General features: G+C 71.9%; 27 protein-coding genes. 11 read left to right on the forward strand and 16 right to left on the reverse strand.

Features of this window, described 5'->3' with window-relative positions:
• Positions 1–33 precede the first annotated feature (33 nt).
• The 4 genes from AC3WRT_RS06515 to AC3WRT_RS06530 form a co-directional block, all read right to left on the reverse strand.
• On the reverse strand, positions 34–756 hold the full coding sequence (locus AC3WRT_RS06515) for a hypothetical protein (protein ID WP_492720542.1): 723 nt from the start codon (positions 754–756) through the stop codon (positions 34–36).
• A 3-nt stretch (positions 757–759) separates the two neighbouring features.
• A complete protein-coding gene (locus AC3WRT_RS06520) occupies positions 760–1212 on the reverse strand; it encodes a hypothetical protein (RefSeq protein WP_492720544.1) in 453 nt (150 codons plus the stop codon).
• 79 nt (positions 1213–1291) lie between these two features.
• Entirely contained in the window at positions 1292–1957 is a 666-nt protein-coding gene (locus tag AC3WRT_RS06525) for a response regulator (protein ID WP_492720546.1), read from the reverse strand.
• On the reverse strand, positions 1954–2829 hold the full coding sequence (locus AC3WRT_RS06530; protein WP_492720549.1) for a sensor histidine kinase: 876 nt from the start codon (positions 2827–2829) through the stop codon (positions 1954–1956). Before AC3WRT_RS06530 ends, AC3WRT_RS06525 begins: the two co-directional genes overlap by 4 nt.
• Positions 2830–3148: 319 nt before the next feature.
• Here AC3WRT_RS06530 and AC3WRT_RS06535 point away from each other — a divergent pair, with 319 nt between their 5' ends.
• Positions 3149–3658, forward strand: coding sequence for a hypothetical protein (locus AC3WRT_RS06535; RefSeq protein WP_492720551.1), 510 nt, complete (start codon positions 3149–3151; stop codon positions 3656–3658).
• Positions 3659–3739: 81 nt separating this feature from the next.
• Complete coding sequence (gene pyrE, locus AC3WRT_RS06540) at positions 3740–4303, forward strand: orotate phosphoribosyltransferase (protein WP_492720554.1); 564 nt, start codon at positions 3740–3742, stop codon at positions 4301–4303.
• Here the strand turns inward: pyrE and AC3WRT_RS06545 are convergent.
• Both AC3WRT_RS06545 and AC3WRT_RS06550 read right to left on the reverse strand, forming a co-directional pair.
• On the reverse strand, positions 4267–4947 hold the full coding sequence (locus tag AC3WRT_RS06545; RefSeq protein ID WP_492720557.1) for a hypothetical protein: 681 nt from the start codon (positions 4945–4947) through the stop codon (positions 4267–4269). The genes pyrE and AC3WRT_RS06545 overlap by 37 nt on opposite strands.
• On the reverse strand, positions 4944–5237 hold the full coding sequence (locus AC3WRT_RS06550) for a DUF1905 domain-containing protein (protein WP_492720561.1): 294 nt from the start codon (positions 5235–5237) through the stop codon (positions 4944–4946). Before AC3WRT_RS06550 ends, AC3WRT_RS06545 begins: the two co-directional genes overlap by 4 nt.
• Positions 5238–5383: 146 nt before the next feature.
• Between AC3WRT_RS06550 and AC3WRT_RS06555 the strand changes: the two genes are divergently transcribed.
• Positions 5384–6124, forward strand: a complete 741-nt coding sequence (locus AC3WRT_RS06555) for a LemA family protein (RefSeq protein ID WP_492720566.1) — start codon at positions 5384–5386, stop codon at positions 6122–6124.
• Positions 6125–6142: 18 nt separating this feature from the next.
• Here the strand turns inward: AC3WRT_RS06555 and AC3WRT_RS06560 are convergent, their stop codons facing one another.
• From AC3WRT_RS06560 to AC3WRT_RS06570, 3 genes are all read right to left on the reverse strand, one after another.
• Positions 6143–7096, reverse strand: coding sequence for a TIGR03086 family metal-binding protein (locus tag AC3WRT_RS06560; RefSeq protein ID WP_492720569.1), 954 nt, complete (start codon positions 7094–7096; stop codon positions 6143–6145).
• Between the two features lie 83 nt (positions 7097–7179).
• Positions 7180–7911 (reverse strand): DedA family protein, encoded by a 732-nt coding sequence (locus AC3WRT_RS06565; RefSeq protein ID WP_492720571.1) that lies wholly within the window; start codon positions 7909–7911, stop codon positions 7180–7182.
• Positions 7912–7975: 64 nt separating this feature from the next.
• A complete protein-coding gene (locus tag AC3WRT_RS06570; RefSeq protein WP_492720573.1) occupies positions 7976–8602 on the reverse strand; it encodes a hypothetical protein in 627 nt (208 codons plus the stop codon).
• A 197-nt stretch (positions 8603–8799) separates the two neighbouring features.
• Here AC3WRT_RS06570 and AC3WRT_RS06575 point away from each other — a divergent pair, with 197 nt between their 5' ends.
• Positions 8800–9462: a TrmH family RNA methyltransferase gene (locus AC3WRT_RS06575; RefSeq protein WP_492720575.1), complete on the forward strand. Its 663-nt coding sequence runs from the start codon at positions 8800–8802 to the stop codon at positions 9460–9462.
• An 18-nt stretch (positions 9463–9480) separates the two neighbouring features.
• Here AC3WRT_RS06575 and AC3WRT_RS06580 read toward each other — a convergent pair whose 3' ends face one another.
• Positions 9481–10653 carry a citrate/2-methylcitrate synthase gene (locus AC3WRT_RS06580; RefSeq protein ID WP_492720664.1) on the reverse strand — a complete coding sequence of 391 codons (1173 nt, stop codon included), beginning with the start codon at positions 10651–10653 and terminating at the stop codon, positions 9481–9483.
• A 110-nt stretch (positions 10654–10763) separates the two neighbouring features.
• Here AC3WRT_RS06580 and AC3WRT_RS06585 point away from each other — a divergent pair, with 110 nt between their 5' ends.
• Complete coding sequence (locus AC3WRT_RS06585) at positions 10764–11975, forward strand: citrate/2-methylcitrate synthase (RefSeq protein ID WP_492720578.1); 1212 nt, start codon at positions 10764–10766, stop codon at positions 11973–11975.
• A 329-nt stretch (positions 11976–12304) separates the two neighbouring features.
• On the opposite strand, the gene AC3WRT_RS06590 is transcribed toward AC3WRT_RS06585, so the two are convergent.
• Genes AC3WRT_RS06590 through AC3WRT_RS06605 form a run of 4 tightly spaced genes read right to left on the reverse strand, consistent with a single transcriptional unit; the run spans position 12305 to position 16607 of the window.
• Complete coding sequence (locus AC3WRT_RS06590; RefSeq protein ID WP_492720581.1) at positions 12305–13561, reverse strand: ABC transporter permease; 1257 nt, start codon at positions 13559–13561, stop codon at positions 12305–12307.
• Positions 13558–14484: an ABC transporter ATP-binding protein gene (locus tag AC3WRT_RS06595; protein WP_492720583.1), complete on the reverse strand. Its 927-nt coding sequence runs from the start codon at positions 14482–14484 to the stop codon at positions 13558–13560. The genes AC3WRT_RS06590 and AC3WRT_RS06595 overlap by 4 nt, the downstream gene beginning before the upstream one ends.
• Before the next feature lie 36 nt (positions 14485–14520).
• The gene (locus AC3WRT_RS06600; protein WP_492720585.1) at positions 14521–15234 is read right to left on the reverse strand and encodes a response regulator transcription factor; all 714 of its coding nucleotides are present in this window, start codon (positions 15232–15234) and stop codon (positions 14521–14523) included.
• Positions 15231–16607 (reverse strand): sensor histidine kinase, encoded by a 1377-nt coding sequence (locus AC3WRT_RS06605; protein WP_492720587.1) that lies wholly within the window; start codon positions 16605–16607, stop codon positions 15231–15233. Before AC3WRT_RS06605 ends, AC3WRT_RS06600 begins: the two co-directional genes overlap by 4 nt.
• A gap of 76 nt (positions 16608–16683) precedes the next feature.
• Here AC3WRT_RS06605 and AC3WRT_RS06610 point away from each other — a divergent pair, with 76 nt between their 5' ends.
• Positions 16684–17811 carry a M24 family metallopeptidase gene (locus tag AC3WRT_RS06610; protein ID WP_492720589.1) on the forward strand — a complete coding sequence of 376 codons (1128 nt, stop codon included), beginning with the start codon at positions 16684–16686 and terminating at the stop codon, positions 17809–17811.
• A gap of 56 nt (positions 17812–17867) precedes the next feature.
• On the opposite strand, the gene AC3WRT_RS06615 is transcribed toward AC3WRT_RS06610, so the two are convergent.
• Positions 17868–19280 (reverse strand): NAD(P)/FAD-dependent oxidoreductase, encoded by a 1413-nt coding sequence (locus AC3WRT_RS06615; RefSeq protein ID WP_492720591.1) that lies wholly within the window; start codon positions 19278–19280, stop codon positions 17868–17870.
• A gap of 35 nt (positions 19281–19315) precedes the next feature.
• Between AC3WRT_RS06615 and AC3WRT_RS06620 the strand changes: the two genes are divergently transcribed.
• Positions 19316–20152, forward strand: coding sequence for a GNAT family N-acetyltransferase (locus AC3WRT_RS06620; protein ID WP_492720593.1), 837 nt, complete (start codon positions 19316–19318; stop codon positions 20150–20152).
• Here AC3WRT_RS06620 and AC3WRT_RS06625 read toward each other — a convergent pair.
• Positions 20139–20288: a hypothetical protein gene (locus tag AC3WRT_RS06625; protein ID WP_492720595.1), complete on the reverse strand. Its 150-nt coding sequence runs from the start codon at positions 20286–20288 to the stop codon at positions 20139–20141. The genes AC3WRT_RS06620 and AC3WRT_RS06625 overlap by 14 nt on opposite strands.
• 163 nt (positions 20289–20451) lie before the next feature.
• Here AC3WRT_RS06625 and fbaA point away from each other — a divergent pair, with 163 nt between their 5' ends.
• The 4 genes from fbaA to AC3WRT_RS06645 all read left to right on the forward strand — a co-directional run bounded on the left by fbaA (position 20452) and on the right by AC3WRT_RS06645 (position 23701).
• A complete protein-coding gene (gene fbaA / locus AC3WRT_RS06630; RefSeq protein WP_492720597.1) occupies positions 20452–21480 on the forward strand; it encodes a class II fructose-bisphosphate aldolase in 1029 nt (342 codons plus the stop codon).
• On the forward strand, positions 21477–21884 hold the full coding sequence (locus tag AC3WRT_RS06635) for a DUF3151 domain-containing protein (RefSeq protein ID WP_492720599.1): 408 nt from the start codon (positions 21477–21479) through the stop codon (positions 21882–21884). Before fbaA ends, AC3WRT_RS06635 begins: the two co-directional genes overlap by 4 nt.
• A gap of 19 nt (positions 21885–21903) precedes the next feature.
• Positions 21904–22707: a Cof-type HAD-IIB family hydrolase gene (locus tag AC3WRT_RS06640; RefSeq protein WP_492720602.1), complete on the forward strand. Its 804-nt coding sequence runs from the start codon at positions 21904–21906 to the stop codon at positions 22705–22707.
• A 163-nt stretch (positions 22708–22870) separates the two neighbouring features.
• Complete coding sequence (locus AC3WRT_RS06645; protein WP_492720604.1) at positions 22871–23701, forward strand: MerR family transcriptional regulator; 831 nt, start codon at positions 22871–22873, stop codon at positions 23699–23701.
• Positions 23702–23782 lie beyond the last annotated feature (81 nt).

Below are 23782 nucleotides of genomic sequence, written 5' to 3' on the forward strand. Positions count from 1 at the left end.
GGGCGCAGGTCCCTGGCTCGTCCGGGGTCGGGCTCAGCGGGTGGCGAGCTGGTCCTCGACGGAGGGCGATCGAGGCGCAGCGGTCGCGTCGACAGCTCGGTCCAGCGGCGGGATGCAGAGCGCCATGACGATGTAGAGGCCGCTGGCGATGAGGGGAAGGGCGGTCGGTTCGAAGCCGTGCGCCCCGATGGACAACCCGTTGACGATCAGCAGGCCGCCCGCCAGAGCTCCGGTGACACCGGCCAGTCGCACACGGCTGCCGAGATGTCCCAGGTTCAGGAGCGCTGCCGCGAAGGCGAGCAGGGTCAGTCCGAGCAGGATGGTGAAGAACGAGTTCACGCCCCACTCCAGCCAGCGGACCGCCTCCGCGGGGGCGAACCGCGACGCCCTGTCCTCCGGAAGCGCGTGCGCCCAGGCGTCGACAGCACGCTTGAGGGCGATTTCGTCCACGGCCATGTTGACGGCGATGAGGGCCACGGTGGCGGCCGCGGCCGCGTCGCCGACCCGCACGAGGGCCGGGGCGGCGCCCACTCGCTGCAGGGCGCGACCGAGGACGAGGAACCCCGCCACCACGAGAGCCGCTGACAGGAACTGCAGGTAGTGGACCCACACCCAGTCGGTGCTGTGGGCGTACTCGGTGAACACGGCCGCATGGGAGTTCGGGGGCTCCTCGTGCGGGTGCAGGATGCCTCCCACGACGGCCAGGACGGCGCCGGTGACGAGCAGGACGGCGGAGGCAGGAGCAGGACGAGACATCGGTCAGAGACCTTTCCGGGAGGGGGGCGCCGTGGTGGTGTGCGGGCGACACGCCAGGACGACCGCCATGAGCGCGAACATGCCGACGTGCCCCCACGTGAGCAGCGCGTCGCCGGGGAGGAGGCCCAGCCGGTAGGGGAGCAGCAGGGCCAGGAAGGGCAGCACCATGACGGCCGACATCTCGGCGATGTGGCGGCCGGCGTGCCGGCGCACCCACATCCAGATCGACATGCCGAGGGTCATGTCGAACGCCATGGTGAGGGCCATGGCGTCCGGCCGGGCGGTCAGGCCGGGCCAGACGCTGTCCCAGATGGCGCCGAACAGCCCCATGCCGACGACCATTGCGAGCGTCATCTCGAGGTAGGCCGTGACGAAGCGGCCGAGCCGCGAGCGGAGGATCCGGCGGGCCCACGCGCGGGGCGTGGACGCCGCATACGAGGTCGTGAAAGTGGTCATGCCGACGATGGTCGGTCCCGGGACGTGTGCGCCGGACGTGCCAGACGTCACGGATCAGGTCACCCGTTCGGCATGACCCTCACAGCAGGCCGAGCGCCCGAGCCCGAAGGGCGGCCTGGGTGCGGTCGCGCACGCCGAGCTTGGCGAGGACGTTGGTGACGTGGTTCTTGACCGTGCCCTCGGACAGGTAGAGGCGCTCGGCGGCCTCCCGGTTGGTGAGCCCGTCGGCGAGTGCCCGCAGGACGTCCAGCTCGCGGGAGGTGAGCGGGTCGACGAGCGGTTGGGGGCGTGGCTCGTCCGGAAGGTCGGGCAGCTGACTCATGCGGGCCAGGACCTTGGCGGCCACCGAGGGCTGGAGGACGGACTCCCCCCGAGCTGCCGCAAGGACGGCTTCGACCAGCCGCGGCGCGGTTGCGTCCTTGAGCAGGTAGCCGACAGCGCCCGCACGCAGCGCCGGGAAGACCTCGTCGTCACCGTCGAAGGTGGTCAGCACGAGCACATGGACCTCGGGATGCTCGACGAGCAGCCTCCTCGTCGTCGCCACGCCGTCGAGCACGGGCATCCGCAGGTCCATCAGCACGACGTCGGGTCGCAGCACGGCCACCAGCTCCAGCGCCCGGGCGCCGTCCGCCGCGCCTCCCACGACGTCGACCTCCTCGCGCGCGTCCAGAAGGGTCGTCAGCGCCTCTCGGAACAACGTCTGGTCGTCGACGACGAGCACCCGCACGGGGCGGTCGGTGCTCATCCCGGCAGCTCGACGCGGACCGCCACGCCGGTGCCCGGTGTGGACTCGACGCTCAGCGAGCCGCCGAGACGATCGACTCGCTCACGGATGCCGACCAGCCCGAACCCGCCGCCGTGGCCGCCCATGCCGCGACCGTCGTCACGGACCTCGAGAGACACGGTGTCCGGACGGTAGGTCAGCCGGAGCACGACGGTGTGGGCGTGCGCATGCTTGTGGATGTTGGTCAGACCCTCCTGAGCGGCACGGTAGAGCGCAACCTGGGTCTCGCCGTCGAGCACGCGCTCAGACCCCTCGACCTGCACGGAGGTGGACGGACCGGCCGACCCGCTCTCCGCCGCGAGCGTCCTCAGCTGGTCCGAGAGCCGCTGGTCCGGACGGGTTGCGCGCAGGGCAGCCACCGACTCACGTACCGACCGCAACGCCTGTCGCGCCTGGTCCTCTGCCTGGCTCAGCAGGCCATCCGCCCGAGCAGGGTCGCTGCCCAGCACCGCCCTCGCTGCCTGGACCTGCATGCCGACCACCGTGAGATGGTGCCCCAGCCCGTCGTGGATGTCCCGGGCGACGCGGGTCCGTTCGCGCATGGTCGCCAGCTCCTCGGCCTGCGCACCGAGCCGGCGCAGCTGCCGGTTGGCCTCGGCGAGCTCCGACCGGGCCTGCTGCTCGCGCAGGTGCAGGGCGGCGAGGACGAGGGCGAAGGCACACGCGAGCCCGGTGCTGACGACTTCCCGCAGCCCGTCGACCATGGGCATCCCCACGTGGACGAACGGAACGATCAGCGCGACGACCACCGCCCAGCCGAGCGGGAGCAGCATGACGGCCTGCACCACCACGACCACCAGCAGCAGCGTGCTGCCGACCCCCGGGCCCGCCACGTCGAAGACGACGAAACCGAGTGCCAGAGCGAGTGCGAGGTCGGGCGACTGCGACCGCCCGTCGGCGGTCGAGCGCCCAGCGGTAGCCGGCCACCAACCAGGCCACGAGGACGGCCCCGAGAGCACCAGCTGGCAGGACTGAACCGCTGGGAGCGGCCTCGAGGAGCATCACCAGCCACGCTGCTCCTGCCAACGCCGGGAGCGCCCGGTTCACGGTCCCAATGTCGCGCCCGCCTCCGAGCGCGTCAACCATGGCCCGGTCAAGGCGCTCCTGCCCGATCGGGCCATCGCCGAAGAGTGTCGTGCCACGATCGGACTCATGGCGAGGGCGCGAGGGAATGCGGAGCACTCCCCGGCAACGCCGGGTCGTGGCCGCGCCCGTCGCCGGCCGTGGCTGCGCACGGCGCGGCTCAACGCCGCCGGGTGGACCGCGCTGCTGGGTGCCTGCCTCGCGGCGGTAGCCGTCGGCGTCGCGGTGTGCGCGGCCCTCGCGCTGCCGCGATGGCCTGGTGCCGCTCTCGCTGCCGTGCCGCTGGTCGCCCTGGTCGTCGCCGACCGGAAACGCTGGGCAGCAATCGAGTTCAGCTATGGCTGGGGCGGCTCGCCGGAGGACGTCGCTCGGATCGTAGCCGAGCTGCGCGCCCAGGGCGTGGACGCACGGGTCGAGCTGCACGACGACGCACAGGGGTGGGGTGACCCCGCGGACCATGACCATCCCGTCAGTGAGCCGATGCCGCAGAGCGCGGCCTTGACCTACCGCAACGGGGACGCCGCGCAGGTGGCGGCGACCTTGCGCGCGCACGGCGTCCCACCAGCCCAGCTCGCCTGAGCAACCCGCCGCGCCAGGCACGATGAGGCCGGTGGCGGCGCGAGGTCTGGGGTCTGGCGCGGCGCCCTACGATGGAGCCTCGTGACCGCTACTGACACCGCCGCCGCACGTGCCCGCCTGCTCGAGATCATCAAGGAGAAGGCGATCGTCCACGGTCGCGTGACCCTCAGCTCCGGCAAGGAGGCCGACTACTACGTCGACCTGCGCCGCATCTCGCTCGACGGGGAGGCCGCGCCCCTCGTCGGGATCGTGATGCGCGAGCTGACCAAGGACCTCTCGTATGCCGCCGTCGGTGGCCTCACGCTGGGCGCCGACCCCGTGGCGACCTCGATGCTGCACGCCGCAGCCGCTGCCGGTGAGCGGCTCGATGCCTTCGTCGTGCGCAAGTCCGGCAAGGCGCACGGCCTCCAGCAGCGCATCGAGGGTCCGTCGATCAAGGGCCGCCGGGTGCTCGTCGTCGAGGACACGACGACCACCGGCGCTTCGCCGCTCGCAGCCGTCGAGGCCGCCCGCGAGGACGGCGCCGAGGTCGTCGCCGTCGCGACCATCGCCGACCGCGCCACCGGTGCCGGCGTGCGGATCACCGCCGAGGCCGGCGTGGACTACCGCTACGCCTTCTCGCTCGAGGAGCTCGGGCTCGCCTGAGGCCCCGGGCTGGTGCCCCCGACGCGCCCCACGCGCACCGGGTACCCCGCACGGAGCGCCTCGACCGACGACGGTGGGGTGATCACCGTCGCGGTGCCGGCACCCGGTCTCGGAACGGTCGACGCGGCATACGTGTTGTCGGGCTGCCACGGCAGCAGACCGTCGCCGGTGACGACAGCGGGCCCGCTGCCGAGCAGCACGAAGCTGCCGACGGGGACGTCACCCCAGGCGTATGCGTGCAGCCGGCGGGTGCGGCGCCGCGGGTCCCAGCGCTCCTCGTGGAGCAGCCTGTCGAGGCCCGGTGCCGCCAGGTGCGTGGTGCCATGCGCAGCGGCGACGAGGTCGCGGAAGCGGGAGAAGTCGACGCGACGGCACTCGGCGCAGGGGCGGTGGCCGGCCGCCAGCGCCACCGCCTCGTCGAGGAAGAAGAGCGGGGTGTAGTGGCCCGGGTCCCACTGACGGACGCGGCGACCCCGGAAGTCGAGCAGACAGGTGATCCACGCGCGCCCGACGTGGTGCCGGCGCACGTCCCGGGTGCCGGCGCCGTCGTGCAGTCGGCCGCGGTTGCCCATGACGTCGCCGAGGCCGGGGGCGGCGACGACCTCTCCCAAGGGGTCGACCCGGTTTCGGGCGGGCGCGCTCACTCGAGCACCTCGAGCACGACCTCGGCCGGGTCGCCCTCGTCGAGCCCCTCCGCCCGACGGACCGCCTTCTTCACTGGGAGCACGTACGCGCCGCGCGTCGCATCCGGGAAGACGGACGTCGTCCACGAGGTGCCTCCGACGGTCGCACGCACCCGGACCGAGCCGAAGCCGCGGGGCGGCCGCGGCACCTCGCCGATGCGTGCCGCCGCGTCGGGCGCAACCGTCACGAAGAACCAGCTCGTCTGCGCCTCCCAGCGCCACAGCTCGGCCGTGAACCGGAGCGTCGTCATGCCCACACGCTATGGCCGGCATCCGACAGCCAAGGGTCGCTGCCGGAGCCGTCCACCGGGTCGACCCGTCGCAGCAACGGCCCGGTGCGCGCAGGCGCGCTCGCACTAGGATCGGCACACTGACCGCCCAGCTCTCGGGAGAAGCCATGATCATCGTCTGGATCCTGCTCGGCCTCGTCGTGCTCCTCGCCGTCGTGGGCGTCGTCATGTACAACGGCCTGATCGGGCTGCGCAACAAGGTCGAGGAGGGCTGGCGCCAGATCGACGTCGAGCTGAAGCGCCGCCACGACCTCATCCCCAACCTCGTCGAGACGGTCAAGGGGTACGCCACCCACGAGCGCGGCACCCTCGAGGCCGTCATGGCGGCTCGGTCCGCGGCGATGTCCGGGGCGCCGACGCCGGGCGCAGCGGCCCAGGCGGAGGGCCAGCTCAGCCAGGCGCTCGGCCGGCTGATGGCCGTCGCCGAGGCCTACCCCGACCTCAAGGCCAATCAGAACTTCCTGGCCCTGCAGCAGGAGCTGACCAGCACCGAGGATCGCATCGCGAGCTCGCGCCGCTACTACAACGCCCTCGTCCGTGAGCTCAACACCAAGGTGGAGTCCGTTCCGTCCAACGTCGTCGCCAACATCGCCGGCGTGAAGCGGGCCGAGTACTTCGAGGCGCCCGCCACCGAGGCGGTCGTGCCGAGTGTCTCGTTCGGCGGCGACAACGCCGTCGGCGGCTCCGCCGCCACCGGAGCTCCCGCCGTTGCGCCGTCGACCCAGCCCGGCGCCGTCGGCGGACCGTCCACGAAGCCAGGAGCCGCGCCCGGCGCCCTGCCGCAGGCCCAGGCCCCCGGCGCCGCGCAGCCCGACCCGACGACGGACGCCGGCACGCCCAACCCCTGAGGGGCCGGTGTCCCGGGCTCAGCCCTTGACGTAGGAGAGCTTCTCGCAGACCAGGCCGTCGCGCATGCGCACGACGTCGACCCCGCGGACGTGCCCGGGCGAGCCGTCCGGGGCCGTCCAGTCGAAGCGCCAGCGCAGCACGCCCCGGTCCCCGGCCACGAAGGACTCCTCGGTCGTGAAGGCCGGGCTCCCCGTCCCGGTGAACAGCGACTCCCAGACCGCACGTACGTCAGCGGCGCCCTCATGCCGTAGGCCGTCCGGAGCAGGTCCCGTCGCCTCGAAGACGCAGTCGTCGGTCATCAGCGCCATGATCCCGTCGACATCGCCCCGACCGAAGGCGGCGGTGAACGCCACGAAGCCGGAATGCGCCGGACCCCATACGGCGTCGCGGCCGAAGCGTGCGAGCAGGTCGGCCTGCGCGTCACCGCTGGACGGCATACGCGGTCCGACCGCCCCGCCGGAACGGTAGGCGTGCTCCGTGCCGTCGAACCAGGCCGCCACGTCGGCGACGAGCGCGGGGTCGAGCGTCCGATCAGCGCCGATCGCCGCCGCGAGGTCCCAGCCGTGGATGAGGTGGTCGGCCAGGAGCTGGCGGACGTACTCGTCCATGGACTCCTCGCCGTAGGACAGCTGCACCGTGCCGTGCCGCGGGAGCACCTGCTCGACCGTGCCGAGCGCCTCGATGGCTGCGGACGCCGCCGCGCCACGAGCGTCGTCGTCGAGCAGGTCGCCGTCGAGGCGGGTACCGACCTCCGCGATGGTGTGGCCGTGCATGAGCGGCGAGGTCCACAGCTCCTCCCCGACGACGTGGTTGACGAGGTCGCGCACCGTCCACTCGCTGCACGGCGTGGGCAGCTCCCACTGGTCCGGGCCGACCGCGGCCACCTGCCGCGACCACCACTGCACGCTGCGCCGGTAGCTCTCGCCGAGGTCGGACCCGCTGGACTGCCGGGTCTCGGTGGCTGTTGCCATGACGTCCTCCGATCGCCCCTGCACCCTCCAGTCTGCTCCGCCGTGAGGGGAGCGTCAGGGCATCAGGGCAAGTCCCGAAGGGGTCAGGTCCGCTCCGAGCCGGTCGTCCGGGTCGTCCGCTCCGCGATGTCGCCGGCCGCCTCCGCGCTCTCGGCCGCGACCGCCTGGGCCTCGCGGCGGTGCTTGACGAACTCGTAGACCATCGGCGCCAGTGAGACGAGCACGACGAGGAGGATGGCGTACTCGATGTTCTTCGTCAGGCCGGGGAACGCCTGACCGAGGAAGAAGCCGAGGAGGGTGACGCTGACGACCCAGGCGACGGCGCCGACGGCGCTCCAGCCGAAGAAGCGCTGGCGGTGCATCCGGCCGATCCCGGCCACGACGGTGATGAACGTGCGGACGATGGGCACGAAGCGTCCGAGCACGAGCGCGCGGTTGCCGTACTTGTCGAAGAAGGTGTTCGTCTTGTCGAAGTTGGCGGTGTTGATGAACCGGCCCTGCCGTTTGTAGAGAGGCCGTCCGACGCCCCTGCCGATCTCGTAGCCGACGACGTTGCCCAGGAATGCCGCCACGGTCAGCCCCGCGATCGCGACCCCGAGGTTGACGTGGATCTGACCCGTCGCGATGAAGAGGCCGACGGCGAAGAGCAGCGAGTCGCCGGGCAGGATCGGGAAGAGCAGGCCGCACTCGATGAAGACGATGGCGATGGCGATCCAGAAGAACGCACTGCCGTACTGCTCCAGCAGGTAGGTGGGATCCATCCACTTGGGGCCGAGGGCCGGGGCGATGGCCGGCAGGGCGGCGAGTGCGTGCATGGGTGACAGGGTATGCCGTGTGCCGGGGACAGCCTGAATCCGCGCTGTCGGCCACCTGTGGGTCTCAGGCGATGGGCAGGCCCGCGAGGTTCACGGCTGCGACCAGCACCGTCGCGATCGCGGCGCCGAGGAGCAGCAGCTCCGCGGGTCGGTAGCGGAAGTTCGTGGTGATGCCGCAGAAGAAGAGCGCGACCGCGAGCAGGATGGTGTTGATCACGTAGTCCTGCCCGACGTCCCCCGCGCGCGAGGCCACGTTGGTCGCGGCGACCGCCTTGCTCATGGCCGTCCGGTAGGGCCCGAGCTGGGCGTCCACGTAGCTGGTGTCCTCGATCAGCCTCGTCGGTGTCCTCCCCGCCTTGATCTGGGCCTCCCAGTCGTCGATCAGGGGCAGCAGCTCGGCGCGGATGAGCGTCGTCCGGTAGAACGCGACCAGCTGCGTGTTCCTGGCCTGCACCGCCTGGGCGTACTGGGCGAGCATGCTGCTGTCGTAGCTCGCCTCCTGCGTCGCGACCCCGAAGAGCCGGCTGGCCTCGACGCGCTGCTCGGTCGACGTGGTCGTCGCCTCGCTCTGGACCTCGTTCCACTGGGCGGCCTGGTAGCCGCACCAGGCCGTCCCCACGGTGGCGAGGCCCAGCACCAGCACGGTGACCATCTCGATCACCCGGTCGATGCGGGAGCCCTCTTCGGACATCGCGGTTCGGCGCCCGCTGGGCGGTCGGCCTCCGCCGCGGTGCTCGTGTCGGCCGCCGGACGGAGGAGGTGTCGTGGACCGCATCGCAGGTCTCCTGTCGCCACCCGGCCGCGCACCGCCACCTCGCCCGGGCGTTGGTCGGGTGGCTAGTCTTCCGGGCATCCGATGTGCGACCAGACTGGCCCGAAGGGGGACCCGTGGCATCGCCTGAAGGGGATGAGACCCCGTCCGAGCCCTCCGCGGAGCCGACGGCCGCGGTCGGGGTGGGTCCGTGGGAGGGATCGTGGCCCGTCGGTGACCACTGGGACCCCGAGCTGCTGCAGCACGGCGACCGGCGCAACGTCGTCGACGCATACCGCTACTGGCGCCACGACGCGATCGTGGCCGACCTCGACGCCAGGCGCCACGAATTCCACGTCGCCGTCGAGAACTGGGGCCACGACTTCAACATCGGCTCGGTGATCCGGACGGCGAACGCCATGGGCGCCAAGGCGTTTCACATCGTCGGCCGGCGCCGGTGGAACCGGCGCGGCGCCATGGTCACCGACCGCTACCAGCACGAGCACCACCACCCGGACGCCGCGGCGCTCGCCGACTGGGCCCGGGAGGAGAGCCTCGTGCTCGTCGGTGTCGACAACCTTCCCGGCTCGGTGCCCATCGAGACGTTCGACCTGCCGCGACGGTGCGTGCTCGTCTTCGGGCAGGAGGGGCCGGGCCTGTCCGACCCGATGCGCGCCGAGTGCGCCGCCGTCCTGCACATCGAGCAGTTCGGCTCGACGCGCTCGATCAACGCCGGGGCGGCCGCGGCGATCGCGATGCACTCCTGGGTGCGCCGGCACGTCTTCGACCAGCGTCCCTGAGCGATCCTCGCCGGGAGCTCAGGCAGACGGATCGCGACCTCTCCAGCGCAACGGCTCCTCCGCGTACTCCTCCAGGACGTGCGCGGCGACGCCCACGGAGCGGGCCACCTGGAAGACGACCTCGCCGGCCTCGGCCGGCAGGCCGAGCGCGTGGAGCACCGCCGCACTGGCGAGGTCGATGTTGGGCAGGGCGTCGGTGCGGTCGGCGACCAGCGCCGAGAGGGACTCGACGCGACGGCGCAACCGGGTCGTGCCGCGCCGGCGCCACAGTGCCTCCAGGACCACGTCGGCGCGTGGGTCGCCCTCGGGGTAGAGGAAGTGGCCGAAGCCGGCCACGCTGCCGTGCTGGCGCAGCGACCTCGCGAGCAGGACCTCGCGGTCGGCTCCGTCGGCGATCATGGCGTGTGCAGCGACGGGAGCGGCGCCGTGGAGCGGCCCAGCCATGGCGGCATACGCGGCGCACAGACAGTCGGGCAGGCCGGCGCGGGTGGAGGCGGCCACTCGCGCGGCGACCGTCGAGGCGGTGAGGCCGTGGTCGAGGAGGGAGGCGAGCAGCACCCGGAGCACTGCGGCGTCCGCCCGGGCAGCGGGTGACCCGCCGAGCGCGGCCAGCGTCAGCCCTGCGAGGTCCGTGTCCTGGGCCCCGCCGGCCACGAGCCCGAGGGCCGCGCGGAGGAGCGGCAGGGCCGCGGACCTGACCCGCTCGGGGTCGGTGTCGGACGCGAAGGGATCAGCTGCAGCGAGCAGCTGGACGGCGACCGGCACCCGGCGTCCGAGCGGGAGCGTCGACAGGTCCAGGCCGGCGACGGGCCGCGCCGGCCTCCAGGCCGGCGCCCCGGGCGCGGGCGACCCCAGGACGAGGGCGGCCGCCTGATCGAGGGAGCTCAGGGCCACCACATCGGCCAGCGCCACGCCACGGTAGAAGAGCTCGCCGTTGGACTGGCTGCTCACCGACGTGGCGACGCTGCGGAAGCGCAGCAGCGGCTGCGGCCCGCCCACGGCGCGTGTCGCCGTGGACATGGCGTCGACCTGCGCCCGGTCGAAGAGGCTCTCCTGCTGGCCGGGGCGACGCTCGCTGCGCAGCTGGCCACGACTGACGTACGCGTAGAGGGTGGACCGCTTGATCCCGAGCCGCTGCGCCGCCTCCGTCGTCGTGATCCACGCGCCCCCCAAGCCGTTCGTCCCCTCCATGCCGCTCACAGCACCCTCCCGTGTTGACCGGATCAACATTGACTCGATCAACATTGACGATGTTGATCAACATGGCTGATGGTGACGAGTGAACCCGAGAGGAGCACCGCATGTCCACCCACACCACGAAACGGAACGGCACCCCGCTGGACAGCCCGAGCGCAGACGGCTTCGTCACCGTCCCGCGAGGCCTCGCGAAGGTCTTCGTCACCGACACCGAGGTCGGCGACGTCCGCGGCGACGAAGGCTTCTTCCACTACCGCCAGTACTCCGCCGTCGAGCTGGCCGAGAAGGTCGGCTTCGAGCAGGCCTGGCACCTGCTCTTCCACGGCCACCTGGCGAGCGACGACGAGCTGGCCGCGTTCAGGGCCGAGGTCGGACGGCTGCGCGTCCTGCCGGAGCGGCTCGCCGAGCTGCTCCCCGCCATCTGCGCCACGACGAGCGACATGCTCCAGGTGGTCCGCACCGCCTTGTCCGCTTGGGGCGGCATCACCGGCCTCCGGCCGCTCTACGACTGCGACGAGAACGAGAAGCTGGCCGCCGCCATGGCTTCCGTCGCGATCACGCCGACGATCCTCGCCGCGGCCCACCGCCTGCATCACGGGCTCGAGCCGCTGCCCGCCGACCCGGTGCTTGGCCACGCGCAGGACTACCTGCGGATGGTGACCGGGAGCCTGCCGTCGGCCCGGGACGCCCGAGCCGTCGAGCAGTACCTCGTGGCCACCATGGACCACGGCTTCAACGCCTCCACCTTCACGGCCCGCGTCATCGCCAGCACCGGCGCGGACCTGGCGGCCTGCCTCGTGGGGGCCATCGGGTCCTTCTCCGGGCCGAAGCACGGTGGGGCCCCGAGCCGGGCGCTCGAGGCTCTCGACGAGATCGGCACGATCGAGCGGGCCGACGGCTGGGTGCGCGAGCGCATCGAGTCGGGGGAGCGCATCATGGGCTTCGGCCACGCGGTCTACCGCACCCGTGACCCTCGCTCCGAGATGCTCAAGACGATCGCGCGCGGCTGGGACGACCCTCTCGTCGACCTCGCCGTCGGCATCGAGGATGCCGTCGAGACTGCGCTGGCCGAGCTCAAGCCGGGGCGCGAGCTGCACGCGAACGTCGAGTTCTACGCCGGGGTCGTCATGAAGCTGGCCGGCCTCGACCCGTCGATGTTCACGCCGACCTTCTGTGTGGCGCGCATGGTGGGCTGGACCGCGAACATCCTCGAGCAGAGTCGCGACCCGAAGATCATCCGGCCCGCGGCGCGGTACGTCGGCCCGCCGCCGCCCCAGCCCGTGCCGGACGACGCCCGGGAGCCGCGACCGGCCTGAGCCGAGCGTGGACATCGAGCAGGCCCCGACGCATCCGGTTGCCGGGGCCTGCTCGGTGCGACCGGGGGAGCATCCGGCCGCGGGTGTCGTCGTCCGGAGCCCTCCGAACGTCTTCTCCACGGTAGGCCAGGTCGGCGGGCCGCGCTCGCCGTTCAGGTCAGGACTCGACAAGGTGGTGCCAAGGAACGACAGGCATCGGTCAACCGGAGTGGCCGGTGGCCGAGCCAGGTGGCCGACATGTCATCAACGGCGGCATTCGTCCGTAACGTCGTCGACGTTCTCGTTCGCGAACCCCCACGTCGCGCTGTGGCTCGGCCGGCTTGCAGACGTCAGTCCACGGTGCGAAGGGCCTGCCTCCAGGACAGCCTGCCGTGCGTCTGCATGAGCGAGCGACGGTAGACCTTCTCGCCGATGAAGACCGTGCCGGCCGAGAAGGCCGCCATCACCAGGAGCGCCACGACCGGCTCCCACCACGCGGCGTCGCCGGCGATGATGCGGCCGGGCATCGCGACGACCGACACGATCGGCACGAAGGAGGCGATCTTGAGGGCCGTGCCGCTCAGGGCGAAGCTCGCGAAGTACACGAGCATGATCGCCGTCGTCATCGGGGAGGTCGTGGACTGGAGATCCTCCGTTCGCGAGGCGAGCGCCCCGGCGACGGCAAAGAGGCATGCGAGGGTGAAGAAGCCGACCGCGAAGAAGAGGACGAACCACACGACCGCGGTCGAGAGGGCGGGAAGGAGCGAGGACCACTCAGTGAACGACACCGAGAGCAGACCCACGCCGGAGAAGAGCACCACCTGGGCAAGGGCGATGACAGCGTTGCCGACCACCTTGCCGGCGAGCAGGGCCCGCAGCGGGATGGCGGTCGCGATGATCTCGACGAGACGTGACTGCTTCTCCTCCACAACGCTCGCGGCGATCTGCTGCCCGAACATGAGCGCGCCCATGAAGAAGAGGAGCGCGAAGGCGAAGGTCGTGGCCTGAACGAAGCCCTCGTTGACCGCATGCCCGTCGAACCGGTCAGCGCTGAGGGCCGCGCCGCGCTCCAGCGCCTGCACCGTGGTGCCGGCCGCGGCCGCGTTGCGGGCCAGCGCGACGTCTCGAAGGGCCCCCTCGAGGGGGGTCCGCAGCGACGGCAACATGTCGTCGCCTGAGGTGAGGGTCCACCCGGACGTCGTCTCGTGCAGCCAGGCGTCGATGTCACCCCGGTCGATGCCGGCCTTGGCGGCCTCCCGCCCGCTGACGGTCGTCGGAGAGATGACGACCTTGGCATCGGTGTTCCTCGCCTTGGCGGCCGCCTGCTCGACGAGGCGCGAGCCGTCGGCCGTGGATACGGCGACGGTGTAGGTCGTCGTCTTGCCCGCCTGCCAGGCCGAGAAGGCGGCGAATCCTCCGATGAGCACGAGGGTGAGGAGGGTGGAGATCAGGAAGGCGCGATTGGTGAGGCGCACGGCGATCTCGCGGACGGCCACGATGAGCCACGGGCGCCCGACTGCCTCGTCGATCGCGTCGTCGATCGTGTCGTCGACCCCGTCGTGGTGCGGCGTGGCGTGGTCGGTGGGGCGGTTCTGGATGGTCGTCATGCCGTCACCTCACGGTAGATCTGGGCCAGGGTGGGTCGCTGGGGTGAGAACTCGCGTACGTCGCCGCGCCGTAGCGCCTCCTCGAGGAGCGCTCGCTCCGCGCCTCGTTCGACGATCTCGACGAGGGCCGTGTGCCCCTCGACGTCGACGGTGTGCACACCGCCGATGCCGCGAACCCACCCCGCGTCACCCGAGAGGACGATCCTTTGCCGCGTGACGGACGTGGCGCGCAGATCGTCCGGGGTGCCGGAGGCGACGAGCTTGCCCTTGGCGAGCACGACGAGGCGGTCGCAGAGTCGCTCGACGAGGTCGAGCTGGTGGGAGGAGAAGAGCACCGGCACGCCGTGCGCCGTATGCTCGCGCAGCAGGTCGGCCATGTTGTCGACCGCGGCCGGGTCGAGCCCGCTGAACGGCTCGTCGAGCACGAGCGCTCGGGGCGCTCCCATGAGTGCGGCGATGATCTGGACCCGCTGCTGGTTGCCGAGCGAGAGCTTCTCGACGTGGTCCTTGGCCCGGTCGGCGAGCCCGAGGCGCTCGAGGTGGGTCGTCACCGAGGCCCGGGCGGACGAGGCGCTGAGACCGCGCAGCCGTCCGAGGTAGACCAGCTGGTCGAGCACCGCCTGCTTGGGGTAGAGGCCGCGCTCCTCGGGCATGTACCCGAACTGGCGCCGGTCGAGCGCGGTGATCGGGCGGCCCTCCCAGAGGACCTCACCACCGCTGGGGGAGAGCACCCCCATGAGCATGCGCATGGTCGTCGTCTTGCCGGCGCCGTTGCCGCCGACGAAGCCGGTCAGTCGGCCGGCGCCGACGGTGAAGCTGACGTCGTCGACGGCGCGGATCTCGCCGAAGGTGCGAGTCAGGTGCCTCAGCTCGATGTCCGCCGCGGCGCGTGGTCTGGGAGATCGGTCCCCGGGTTGGCTCATGTCAGCCACGCTAGGCCGGGCCGGTGGCCCGGAGGATCAGTCCCGGGGCTGACCCGCGGCCTCCCCCAGGGGGATGAGACCGGTCTCGTAGGCCAGCACGACGGCCTGCACCCGGTCGCGCAGGTGGAGCTTGGCGAAGACGTTGGACAGGTGCGTCTTGACCGTTGCCTCACCGACGAAGAGACGCCCGGCGATCTCGGTGTTCGACAGGCCCCGGCCCACGAGGCAGAGCACCTCGAGCTCCCGCGGCGTGAGGTCGTCGAGGCGTGGGTCCTGGGCCGCTGTGCCGAAGCTCTCGGGGGACCGGGACGTGCCCGCCGAGGGCCCGTTCGTCATCTGCTCGATGACCCGCCGGGTCACCTCCGGGGCGAGGAGGGCGTGACCGTCCGACACGGCCCGCACCGCTGCGATGAGGTGGTCGGCCTCCGCGTTCTTGAGCAGGAAGCCGCTCGCCCCGGCGGCGAGGCCGGCGAAGACGTAGTCGTCGCGGTCGAACGTCGTGAGGATGACGACCTTGGCCAGCTCGTCGGCGACGATCCGGCGGGTGGCCTCGATGCCGTCCATGACGGGCATCTGCACGTCCATGAGCACAACGTCCGGTCTGAGCGCGCGCGTCAGCCGCACCGCCTCCGCGCCGTCGCCGGCCTCACCGACGACGTCGATGTCACCCTCCACCGAGAGGATGAGCGCGAAGCCGGAGCGCACCAGCTTCTGGTCGTCGACGAGCAGCACTCGGGTGGGGAGGCTCACGCGGTCTCCTCGGGCAGCGGCATCCGGACGCGCACACGGTAGCCGCCGGTGACCCGGGGCCCGATCTCGCTGACGCCGCCGTGCGTCGACAGACGCTCGCGCACCCCGAGCAGTCCGAGGCCGGTGCCGGAGGTACCCGAGCGCGGGCGTCCGCTGTCGAGCACCTCCACCTCGGCGTAGCCGTGCTCGAAACCGTGCTCGGGGCGTCGGTCGACGCGGACGAAGACCGTCGCTGCCGCGGCGGTCGAGTGCCGACGAACGTTGGCGAGCGCCTCCTGGACAGTGCGGTAGAGCGAGAGCCCCAGCGGAGCCGGGACGGAGTGAACGGCACCGGCGGCGTCCTCCACGACGTGGCACGAGACCTCGAGTCCGTGCCCCGACGACCCCTCCACGAGAGCCGGCACGTCGGCAAGGGCGGGTTCCGGTGCCCGGATGCGGTCGGGCTGCCCGACCGGGGACTCGTCGTCGGCGCGGAGCGTCCCCAGGAGGTTTCGCATCTGCGCCACGGCATCGCGTGACGACGTCTCGACCGCTCGGAGGGCACCCTCGGCGGCGTCCGCGTCGTGGCGCAGCACGCGACGGGCGGCCGCGCCCTGGATGCCGATGACCGAGATGTGGTGGGCCACGACGTCGTGGAGCTCGCGCGCGATGCGCAGCCGCTCCTCGACGACGGCCTGTCGGCGCAGGCCGGCTGCCTGGGAGTCGATGGTGTGGGCCTGCTCCGCGAGCCGTTCACGCTGCAGGGCCGACCGCCACGCCGCCTGGCCGCCGACGATGGCTCCACCGAAGTAGAAGACGTTGATGAGCAGCGTGTAGGTGACGTAGGCGGAGGCCGGGCTGAAGAGCCCCTGCCGCTCGGGGAGCCTGTCGTTGTGGCTCAGCGCCTGCTCGATGCCCGAACCGACGGCGAACTGCCACGTGAGCCAGCCGAACATCAGCAGCACGATCGCGATGACGACACCGATCATGACGCGTCGATCGCGGGCCCAGGCGACCCCGGTGAAGATGGCCACGAAGTAGACCACCTGCATGGGGACTGACGCAGCGACGCCCGGGAGCGTGAGTCCCACGACGAAGAAGTGCAGGGACAGGCCGGCGGCAACGGCGAGGGGCCAACGCCGTCGCCAGACCAGCGGCACGGTCCCCGCGAGGACGGCGGCGTGGGGCCACAGCCACGAGTGCTGGAACGGGCCCAAGGCATCGATGCTGCGCAGCAGCTCGATGCCGAGCGAGCCGGTGACGAGAAAGACGAGCGCGAGCCACGTGTCGACGCGGCGCGTGTGGGCCGGGTCGGCAGGCAGCCGCTCCCAGTCGGTGTCGACGCCGAAGTAGGTCTGCACCCGCCCCACGAGGGCAGTCCATCGGCCGTCCATGGGCTCAGCGTAGGCGGGCCCTCCCGAGGCCCGTATCCCCCTCCAGGTGGAGGCGTCTGGGAGGTAGGTTCGGCGCATGGGTGCCAGCTCCTCCGTCCCCGACGTCACGACGATGCGCTCCCGGCTCGACCGGCTGCGCCGGCACGCGGACGAGGCGGGTGTAGCGGCGACGGTCGTGTCCCCCGGCTCAGACCTGCGCTACCTCACGGGCATCGCCGGCTCCTCGTTCGAGCGACTCACCGCACTCGTCGTGCCGAGCGACCCCGCGGTGGCGCCCGTCTTCGTCTCGCCCGCGCTCGAGTACGCCGGGCTCGGGCACGTGCCGCTCGGTGACCTGGGGGTCGAGGTGCGCACGTGGGTCGACGGCGAGGACCCGTATGCGCTCGCGCTCGGAGGAGTGCCGTCCGGTCGCGTCGCGGTGTCCGACATGACGCCCGCCCTGCACCTGTTGCGGCTGCGTGATGCCGGGGCCGCGGACCAGCAGCTCGCCGGTCCGGTGCTGCGCGAGCTGCGGATGCGCAAGGACGCGGCCGAGCTCGCCGAGCTGCGGGCGGCCGGGGCCGCCATCGACCGGGTCCACGCGCGCGTGGGCGAATGGCTCCGCGCCGGCCGCACCGAGGCCGACGTGGCCGCCGACATCGGCGCCGCAATCGTCGAGGAGGGCCATGCCACAGCGGAGTTCGTGATCGTCGGGTCCGGGCCCAACGGCGCGAGCCCGCACCATTCCGTCAGCGACCGCGTCATCGAGGAGGGGGACGTCGTCGTCGTCGACATCGGCGGTCCGCTGCCCTCCGGCTACGGCTCGGACAGCACGCGCACGTATGCCGTGGGGACGCCCCGTGAGCCGGACGTGACCTCGGCCTACGCCGCGCTCCAGACGGCCCAGTCGGCATCCGTGGAGTCCGTGCGGCCCGGCGTGACGTGCGAGGAGATCGACCGCGCGGCGCGGGACGTGCTCGCCGAGGCCGGCCTAGCCGAGCACTTCATCCATCGCACCGGGCACGGCATCGGCCTCGACGGCCACGAGGAGCCGTACATCGTCGCGGGCAACGACCTGCCTGTCGAGCCGGGCATGACCTTCAGCATCGAGCCGGGCGTCTACCTCACCGGTCGCTGGGGCGCGCGCATCGAGGACATCGTGGCCGTCACCGACGACGGGCTCGAGCGCTTCAACACCCGCCCCACGGACCTCGTCATCCTCTGACCCCTCGCTCGTCGAGTGGGCACTTTCCCACGCGCCAGTGCCGGTGCCGGTGCCGGTCAGGAGTCGAAGCCGACGCCCATGCGGTCGAGCGCCTGCAGCCACAGGTTGCGTCGGCCGGTGCGGTCCTCGGCCGCCAGCGACGACCGCGTCGCCCGCACCGCGGCATACCGGATCGGCTCGGGAGGGAAGGGGATCGGCTTGCGCCGCACCATCCCCAGGCGGGTGAGCTCGGTGTCCTTGCCGTCCACGAGGTCGAGCGCGACCGCCGCGCCGAAGCGGGTGGAGGCGACGCCCAGCCCGGTGTAGCCGACGGCATACGCCATCCGGCCGCCGAGGGCGGTGCCGAAGACAGGCGTGAAGCGCGACGTCGTGTCGATGACGCCGGCCCAGCGATGAGTGAAGCGGATCCCATCGAGCTGCGGGAAGATGTCGAGGAAGTGGTCGGCCAGCAGGCCGTGCGAGGCGTCCGACTGCTCGAGCGCGGGGTCGATGCGTCCTGGGAAGTGGTAGTTCGCGTCGTAGCCGCCAAAGAGCACGCGGTCGTCGAGCGTCCTTCTGTAGTAGTGGAACTGGTTGCCGGCGTCCGTGAGCCCCTCTCGTCCCTTCCAACCGATCTCGTCGAGCTGCGCGGGAGTCAGCGGCTCCGTCATGAGGACGTGGTCGTAGACCGGGAGCACCCACGCGCGAAAGCGCAGGAGCACACCTTGCGAGGCGTTCGTGCCGATGACCACGCGCCGCGCATGGATCGAGCCATGGTCGAGCGAGACCCGCACGCCCCCGCCCTCGGTGTCGAATTCCGTTGCGCGAGTGTGTTCGTGGAGCCGCACTCCGAGCGACTCAGCCGCGCCGGCAAGGCCCCACACGAGTCGTGCCGGATCGATGAGGGCGACCTCCGGGTCGTGCATCCCGGCGAGGTAGCGCGGCGAGCTCACCCGCGCCCGGGCCTGCGCCGCGTCGAGCAGCTCAACCGGGACGCCGTGCGCCCGGTGCAGCTCGTAGGAGTCGCGCACCGCAGTCACCTGGTGCTCGGTCAGCGCCAGGGTCAGCTCGCCGGGCACGTGGTGGTCCGCCTCGATGCCGTATGCCGTCAGCGTCTTCTCGATGCCCGTGACGTTCTCGGCCGCGAGCCGGTCGAGGGTCTCGATCTCGTCGGGCCAGCAGCCGACGCCCTGGGCGAGGCCGTGGGTCAGCGACGGGGCCAGAAAACCGCCGTTGCGACCCGAGGCCCCGTCCGCCAGGCGCCCGGCCTCGATGACCACCACGTCCCGCGACGGGTCCGCCTCCTTGGCCTGGATCGCGGCCCAGAGGCCCGTGAACCCGCCGCCGACGACGAGCAGGTCGGTGCGCGGTGCGGCCCCGGTCAGGGGCGGTCGCGGCTCTGGACGCTCGGCCCGGTCCGTCCAGAACGGCACAGGTCGGGCATCTGAGAGGGCGGCGGCAGCGCGGGCGCCGAGCGGGGAAACACGCATGACGAGAGCGATTCGAGCATGCTTGGCTGCTGCCTGTGAACCCCTCTTCGATCCAGAGCGATACCGAGTCCCTGCGGGAGCAGCTGCTGCGCGCCTTTCACGACCAGACGCGCGCTCCGGTGCCGCTCGGCACGGCCTCCCGTCCCGTCGAGCTCGACGGACCCGTGCGAAAGCACTACGACCTCGAGCCGGCGGGCCACTTCGCCATGGTCGAGAGCCCTGACGGTCTCGGGACCCACCCGGACGCCGTCGTCGCCCGCGTCCGCGACTTCTTCGCCGGGCGCGGCCAGCGCGTCGAGTGGAAGACGTACGACTACGACGAGCCCCGCGACCTCGGCGAGCGCCTCGTGGCTGCCGGTTTCGTGCGTGAGGACGACGAGGCCCTGATCCTCGGCGAGGCCGCGCCGCTCGCAGCTCAGGACATCGACCTCCCGGACGGCGTCGTCGTCCGCGCCGCTGACGGCTTCGACGACTTCGTCCGGATGCGCACCATGTCCGAGGCGGTCTGGGGCGAGGCCCACCCCTGGGTGACGGAGCAGCTCTACCCCGAGTGGGTGGCCAAGCCGAGCTCGATGGACGTGGTGGTGATCGAGGAGTCCCGCGAGGGGCCGGTGCTCTGCGCCGCCCGCAGCGAGTACGACGAGAGCGGCTTCACCGGTCTCTGGGGAGGGTCGACGCTGCCGGAGTGGCGCGGCCGCGGCCTCTACCGCGCCACCCTGCTGCACCGTGCCCGGCTCGGCCTCGAGCGGGGCAAGGAGTACGTCCGCGTCGACGCCTCGCCCGACTCCGAGCCGATCCTGCGCCGGCTCGGCCTCCACCGGGTCGCGACGACGACGCCGTACGTCTTCGACCCGCGGCTCAGGAGCGCGTGACCTCGTCCTGCTGCGAGGAGAGCGAACCGCGGACGACATCGCTGCGCTCGTCGCCGAGCCGGTCCGTCCCGACATGGTCCCGAACTCGGGCGGCACGCGACGCCAGCGTCGTGGACGTGGCGACCAACGACGTCATGGCGAGTGCGGGCGACGGCGACGGTGCGAATGGCCGTGTGGACGGTGAGGTGGCCAGCGTCCCGTCCCGCACCAGTGCGCGGACGCGGCATGTGCGCGTCACGGCATACGTGGCAGGATTCACGGCGGATCGTGAACCCGCTTCCCAGACAGCAGGAGATGCAATGCCCATCGCCACCCCCGAGGTGTATGCCGACATGCTGGACCGCGCGAAGTCCGGCTCCTTCGCGTACCCCGCCATCAACGTGTCGAGCTCGCAGACGCTGAACGCGGCGCTCAAGGGCTTCGCCGACGCCGGCTCCGACGGCATCATCCAGGTCTCGACGGGTGGCGCGGAGTACCTCTCCGGCCCGAGCATCAAGAACATGGTCAGCGGCTCGCTCGCCTTCGCGGCCTACGCCCACGAGGTGGCGAAGAACTACCCCGTCAACATCGCGCTGCACACCGACCACTGCCCCAAGGACAAGCTCGACGGCTTCGTGCGCCCGCTCCTGGCGGCGAGCACCGAGCGCGTCCAGGCCGGCGGCACCCCGTGGTTCCAGTCGCACATGTGGGACGGCTCCGCCGTGCCGCTCGACGAGAACCTCCAGATCGCCCAGGAGCTGCTCGCCCTCGCCAAGGCCGCGGACGTCGTCCTCGAGATCGAGGTCGGCGTCGTGGGCGGCGAGGAGGACGGCGTCGAGGGTGCCATCGACGACAAGCTCTACTCGACCCCTGATGACGCCATCGCGACGATCAAGGCGCTCGGCTCCGGTGAGAACGGCCGCTACCTGACCGCCCTGACCTTCGGCAACGTCCACGGCGTGTACAAGCCGGGCAACGTCAAGCTGCGCCCCGAGATCCTGCTGCAGGCCCAGCAGGCCGCTGCGAAGGAGCTCGGCCTGTCCGACGACGCGCGCCCCTTCGACCTCGTCTTCCACGGCGGCTCCGGCTCGCTCCCCGAGGAGATCGCGGCCGCCGTCGACCACGGCGTCATCAAGATGAACGTCGACACCGACACGCAGTACGCCTTCACGCGCCGCATCGCGGACTGGATGATCTCCGGCTATGCCGGCGTTCTCAAGGTCGACGGCGAGGTCGGCAACAAGAAGCAGTACGACCCCCGCGCCTGGGGCAAGGCGGCCGAGGAGGCCATGGCCGTGCGCGTCGTCGAGGCCTGCACCGCCCTTCGTTCGGCGGGAACCCACGCGTGAGCGACAACCTGCTCGGCATCCCCGAGACCCGTCTCGCCGTCGACCCGGCCGCCGAGAAGCTCGACGCCGGCGTCGACCCCGTGCAGGTGGCGGCGTCCTTCCCCGCGAGCTCGCTCGCGTGGGCGGTCCTCGCCGAGGACGCGCTCGCCGACGGCGACCGCGACGTCGAGGCGTACGCGTACGCCCGCACCGGCTACCACCGCGCGCTCGACTCGCTGCGCAAGTCCGGCTGGCGCGGACAGGGCCCGGTGCCGTGGTCGCACGAGCCCAACCGCGGCTTCCTGCGCGCGCTCGCCGCGCTCGCCCGGGCCGCCCGCGCCATCGGCGAGAGCGACGAGGAGGCCCGCTGCACGCAGTTCCTGCGCGACAGCTCGCCCGAGGCAGCGCGCGAGCTCGGTCTCTGAGGTCGTTGCGCCCCACCCCATGACGCTCTTCTGCTCCGACGTCGACGGCACGCTGCTCGACCACCGACGCACCCTCTCCTCCCGCACCGTCGCCGCCATCCGGGCGGTGCGGGAGGCCGGGCACACCTTCGTGCTGTGCAGCTCCCGCATGCCGGCGTCCCTGGAGGGTCTCGAGCGGCTCTGCGGCGTGGAGCCCACCCCGCTCATCGCCTACAACGGCGGTCTCGTGCTGCGCGCGGACCGCTCGGTCGTGACCGACGTGCCCATCGCCCCTGACGGCGCGCGGGAAGCGTATGCCGTGTGCGAGCGTCTCGGGCTCCACGCGAGCTTCTTCGCCGGGGACGACTGGTACGCCGGGGGTTCCGACGAGTGGACCGAGCGCGAGGCGACCATCACGGCCGTCGACCCCAGCGCCGAGTCCGCGCACGAGTACGTCGCCGGCGGCTCGGTCGACAGGCTGCCTCCGCACAAGGTCATGGCCATGGGCGACCCGGCGCTCGTCGACCAGCTCGAGGCGGCGCTCGAGGGGCGCCACGGTCTCGTGACCTACCGCTCCAAGTCGAGCTACCTCGAGATCGCCAACGCGGCGTGCTCGAAGGGCGACGGTCTGCGGGCGCTCGCCGATGAGCTGGGCGTCGACGTCGGGGACACCGTCTTCTTCGGCGACAACCACAACGACGTGTCGGCCTTCGCCGTCGCCGGCACCGCCGTCGCGGTCGCCAACGCCGTCGACCCGGCGCTCGAGGCGGCCACCGTCGTCACGGCGCACCACCGCGAGGACGGCGTCGCAGCCTTCCTCGAGGACTGGCTCGCCGCGCACTGATCGAGCCTCGGTGGGCCGCTCCGGCTGGCGACCTGTCCCGGCCGCGGCGATCGGGGTCCGGTCCGGCGACCAGTCGGGCGACCGGAGCCGGATCGCCCCATCGAACGCGTTGTCCCGGGATGCTTGACCCTGACACCGTGTCAGGCGCTGCCATGGGTGGACCATGTTGAGTATCGGAGACTTTGCCCGGCTGGCCGGGGTGTCGGTGCGCATGCTGCGCCACTACGACGCCCTCGGCCTGCTCCGGCCCGCCCGGGTCGACCCGGACTCGGGCTACCGGTCGTACACGACCACGCAGCTGCACCGGGTCAACCGGCTCGTGGCGCTCAAGGACCTCGGCTTCTCGCTCGAGGAGTGCGGGCGCCTGCTCGATGACGACGTGCCGGCCTCGCAGCTGCGCGGGATGCTGCGCCTGCGCCGGGCGGAGCTCGCCGCGCAGATCGAGGCGGACCGCGTGCGGCTCGAGCAGGTCGAGCAGCGTCTCCGGATGATCGAGAAGGAGAACACCATGAAACCGTCAGTCGCTCTCGACCCCTGCACAGAGCAGGACCTGCCAGCCCTCCGCGTCGTCCAGCGCAGCAGCCGCGTGGCAGACGGCCAAGAGGTGGGCGCCGTCGTCGGCCCACTCTTCGGGCAGGTCGACGAGGCCGTGGCGGCCGCGCACCTGAAGCCCGCCGGTCCGTCGATCGGGCACTACACGATGGACGGCGACTCGATGGTCGCCGCCGCGGCCTACCCCGTGGGACCTGACGTGGGGGAGGCGGAGGCCTCGGCGGCCGGTCTCGAGCTGGCCGACCTGCCGGCGCAGCCGCGAGCCCTCGTGACGACGCTGCGCGGACCGCTCAGCGGGATCGGCGAGGCGTGGCAGATCCTGTCCCGTGAGGTCGAGTCCCGCGGCCTGTCGTTCGCCGGGCCGTGCCGCGAGGTCTACCACGCGGCTGAGCTGAGCGACCCGGACCACTGGGTGATCGAGCTGCAGCAGCCCGTTTCCTGATCCTCGGCCCCCGCGTTCGGGTTCGTACGCGCGACCTGTGCTGGATGCTGCCGTCCTGGTCCGGTCGGCCGACATGTCGGC

The sequence above is a fragment of the Terrabacter sp. FW104-15G4B genome, assembly GCF_058790095.1.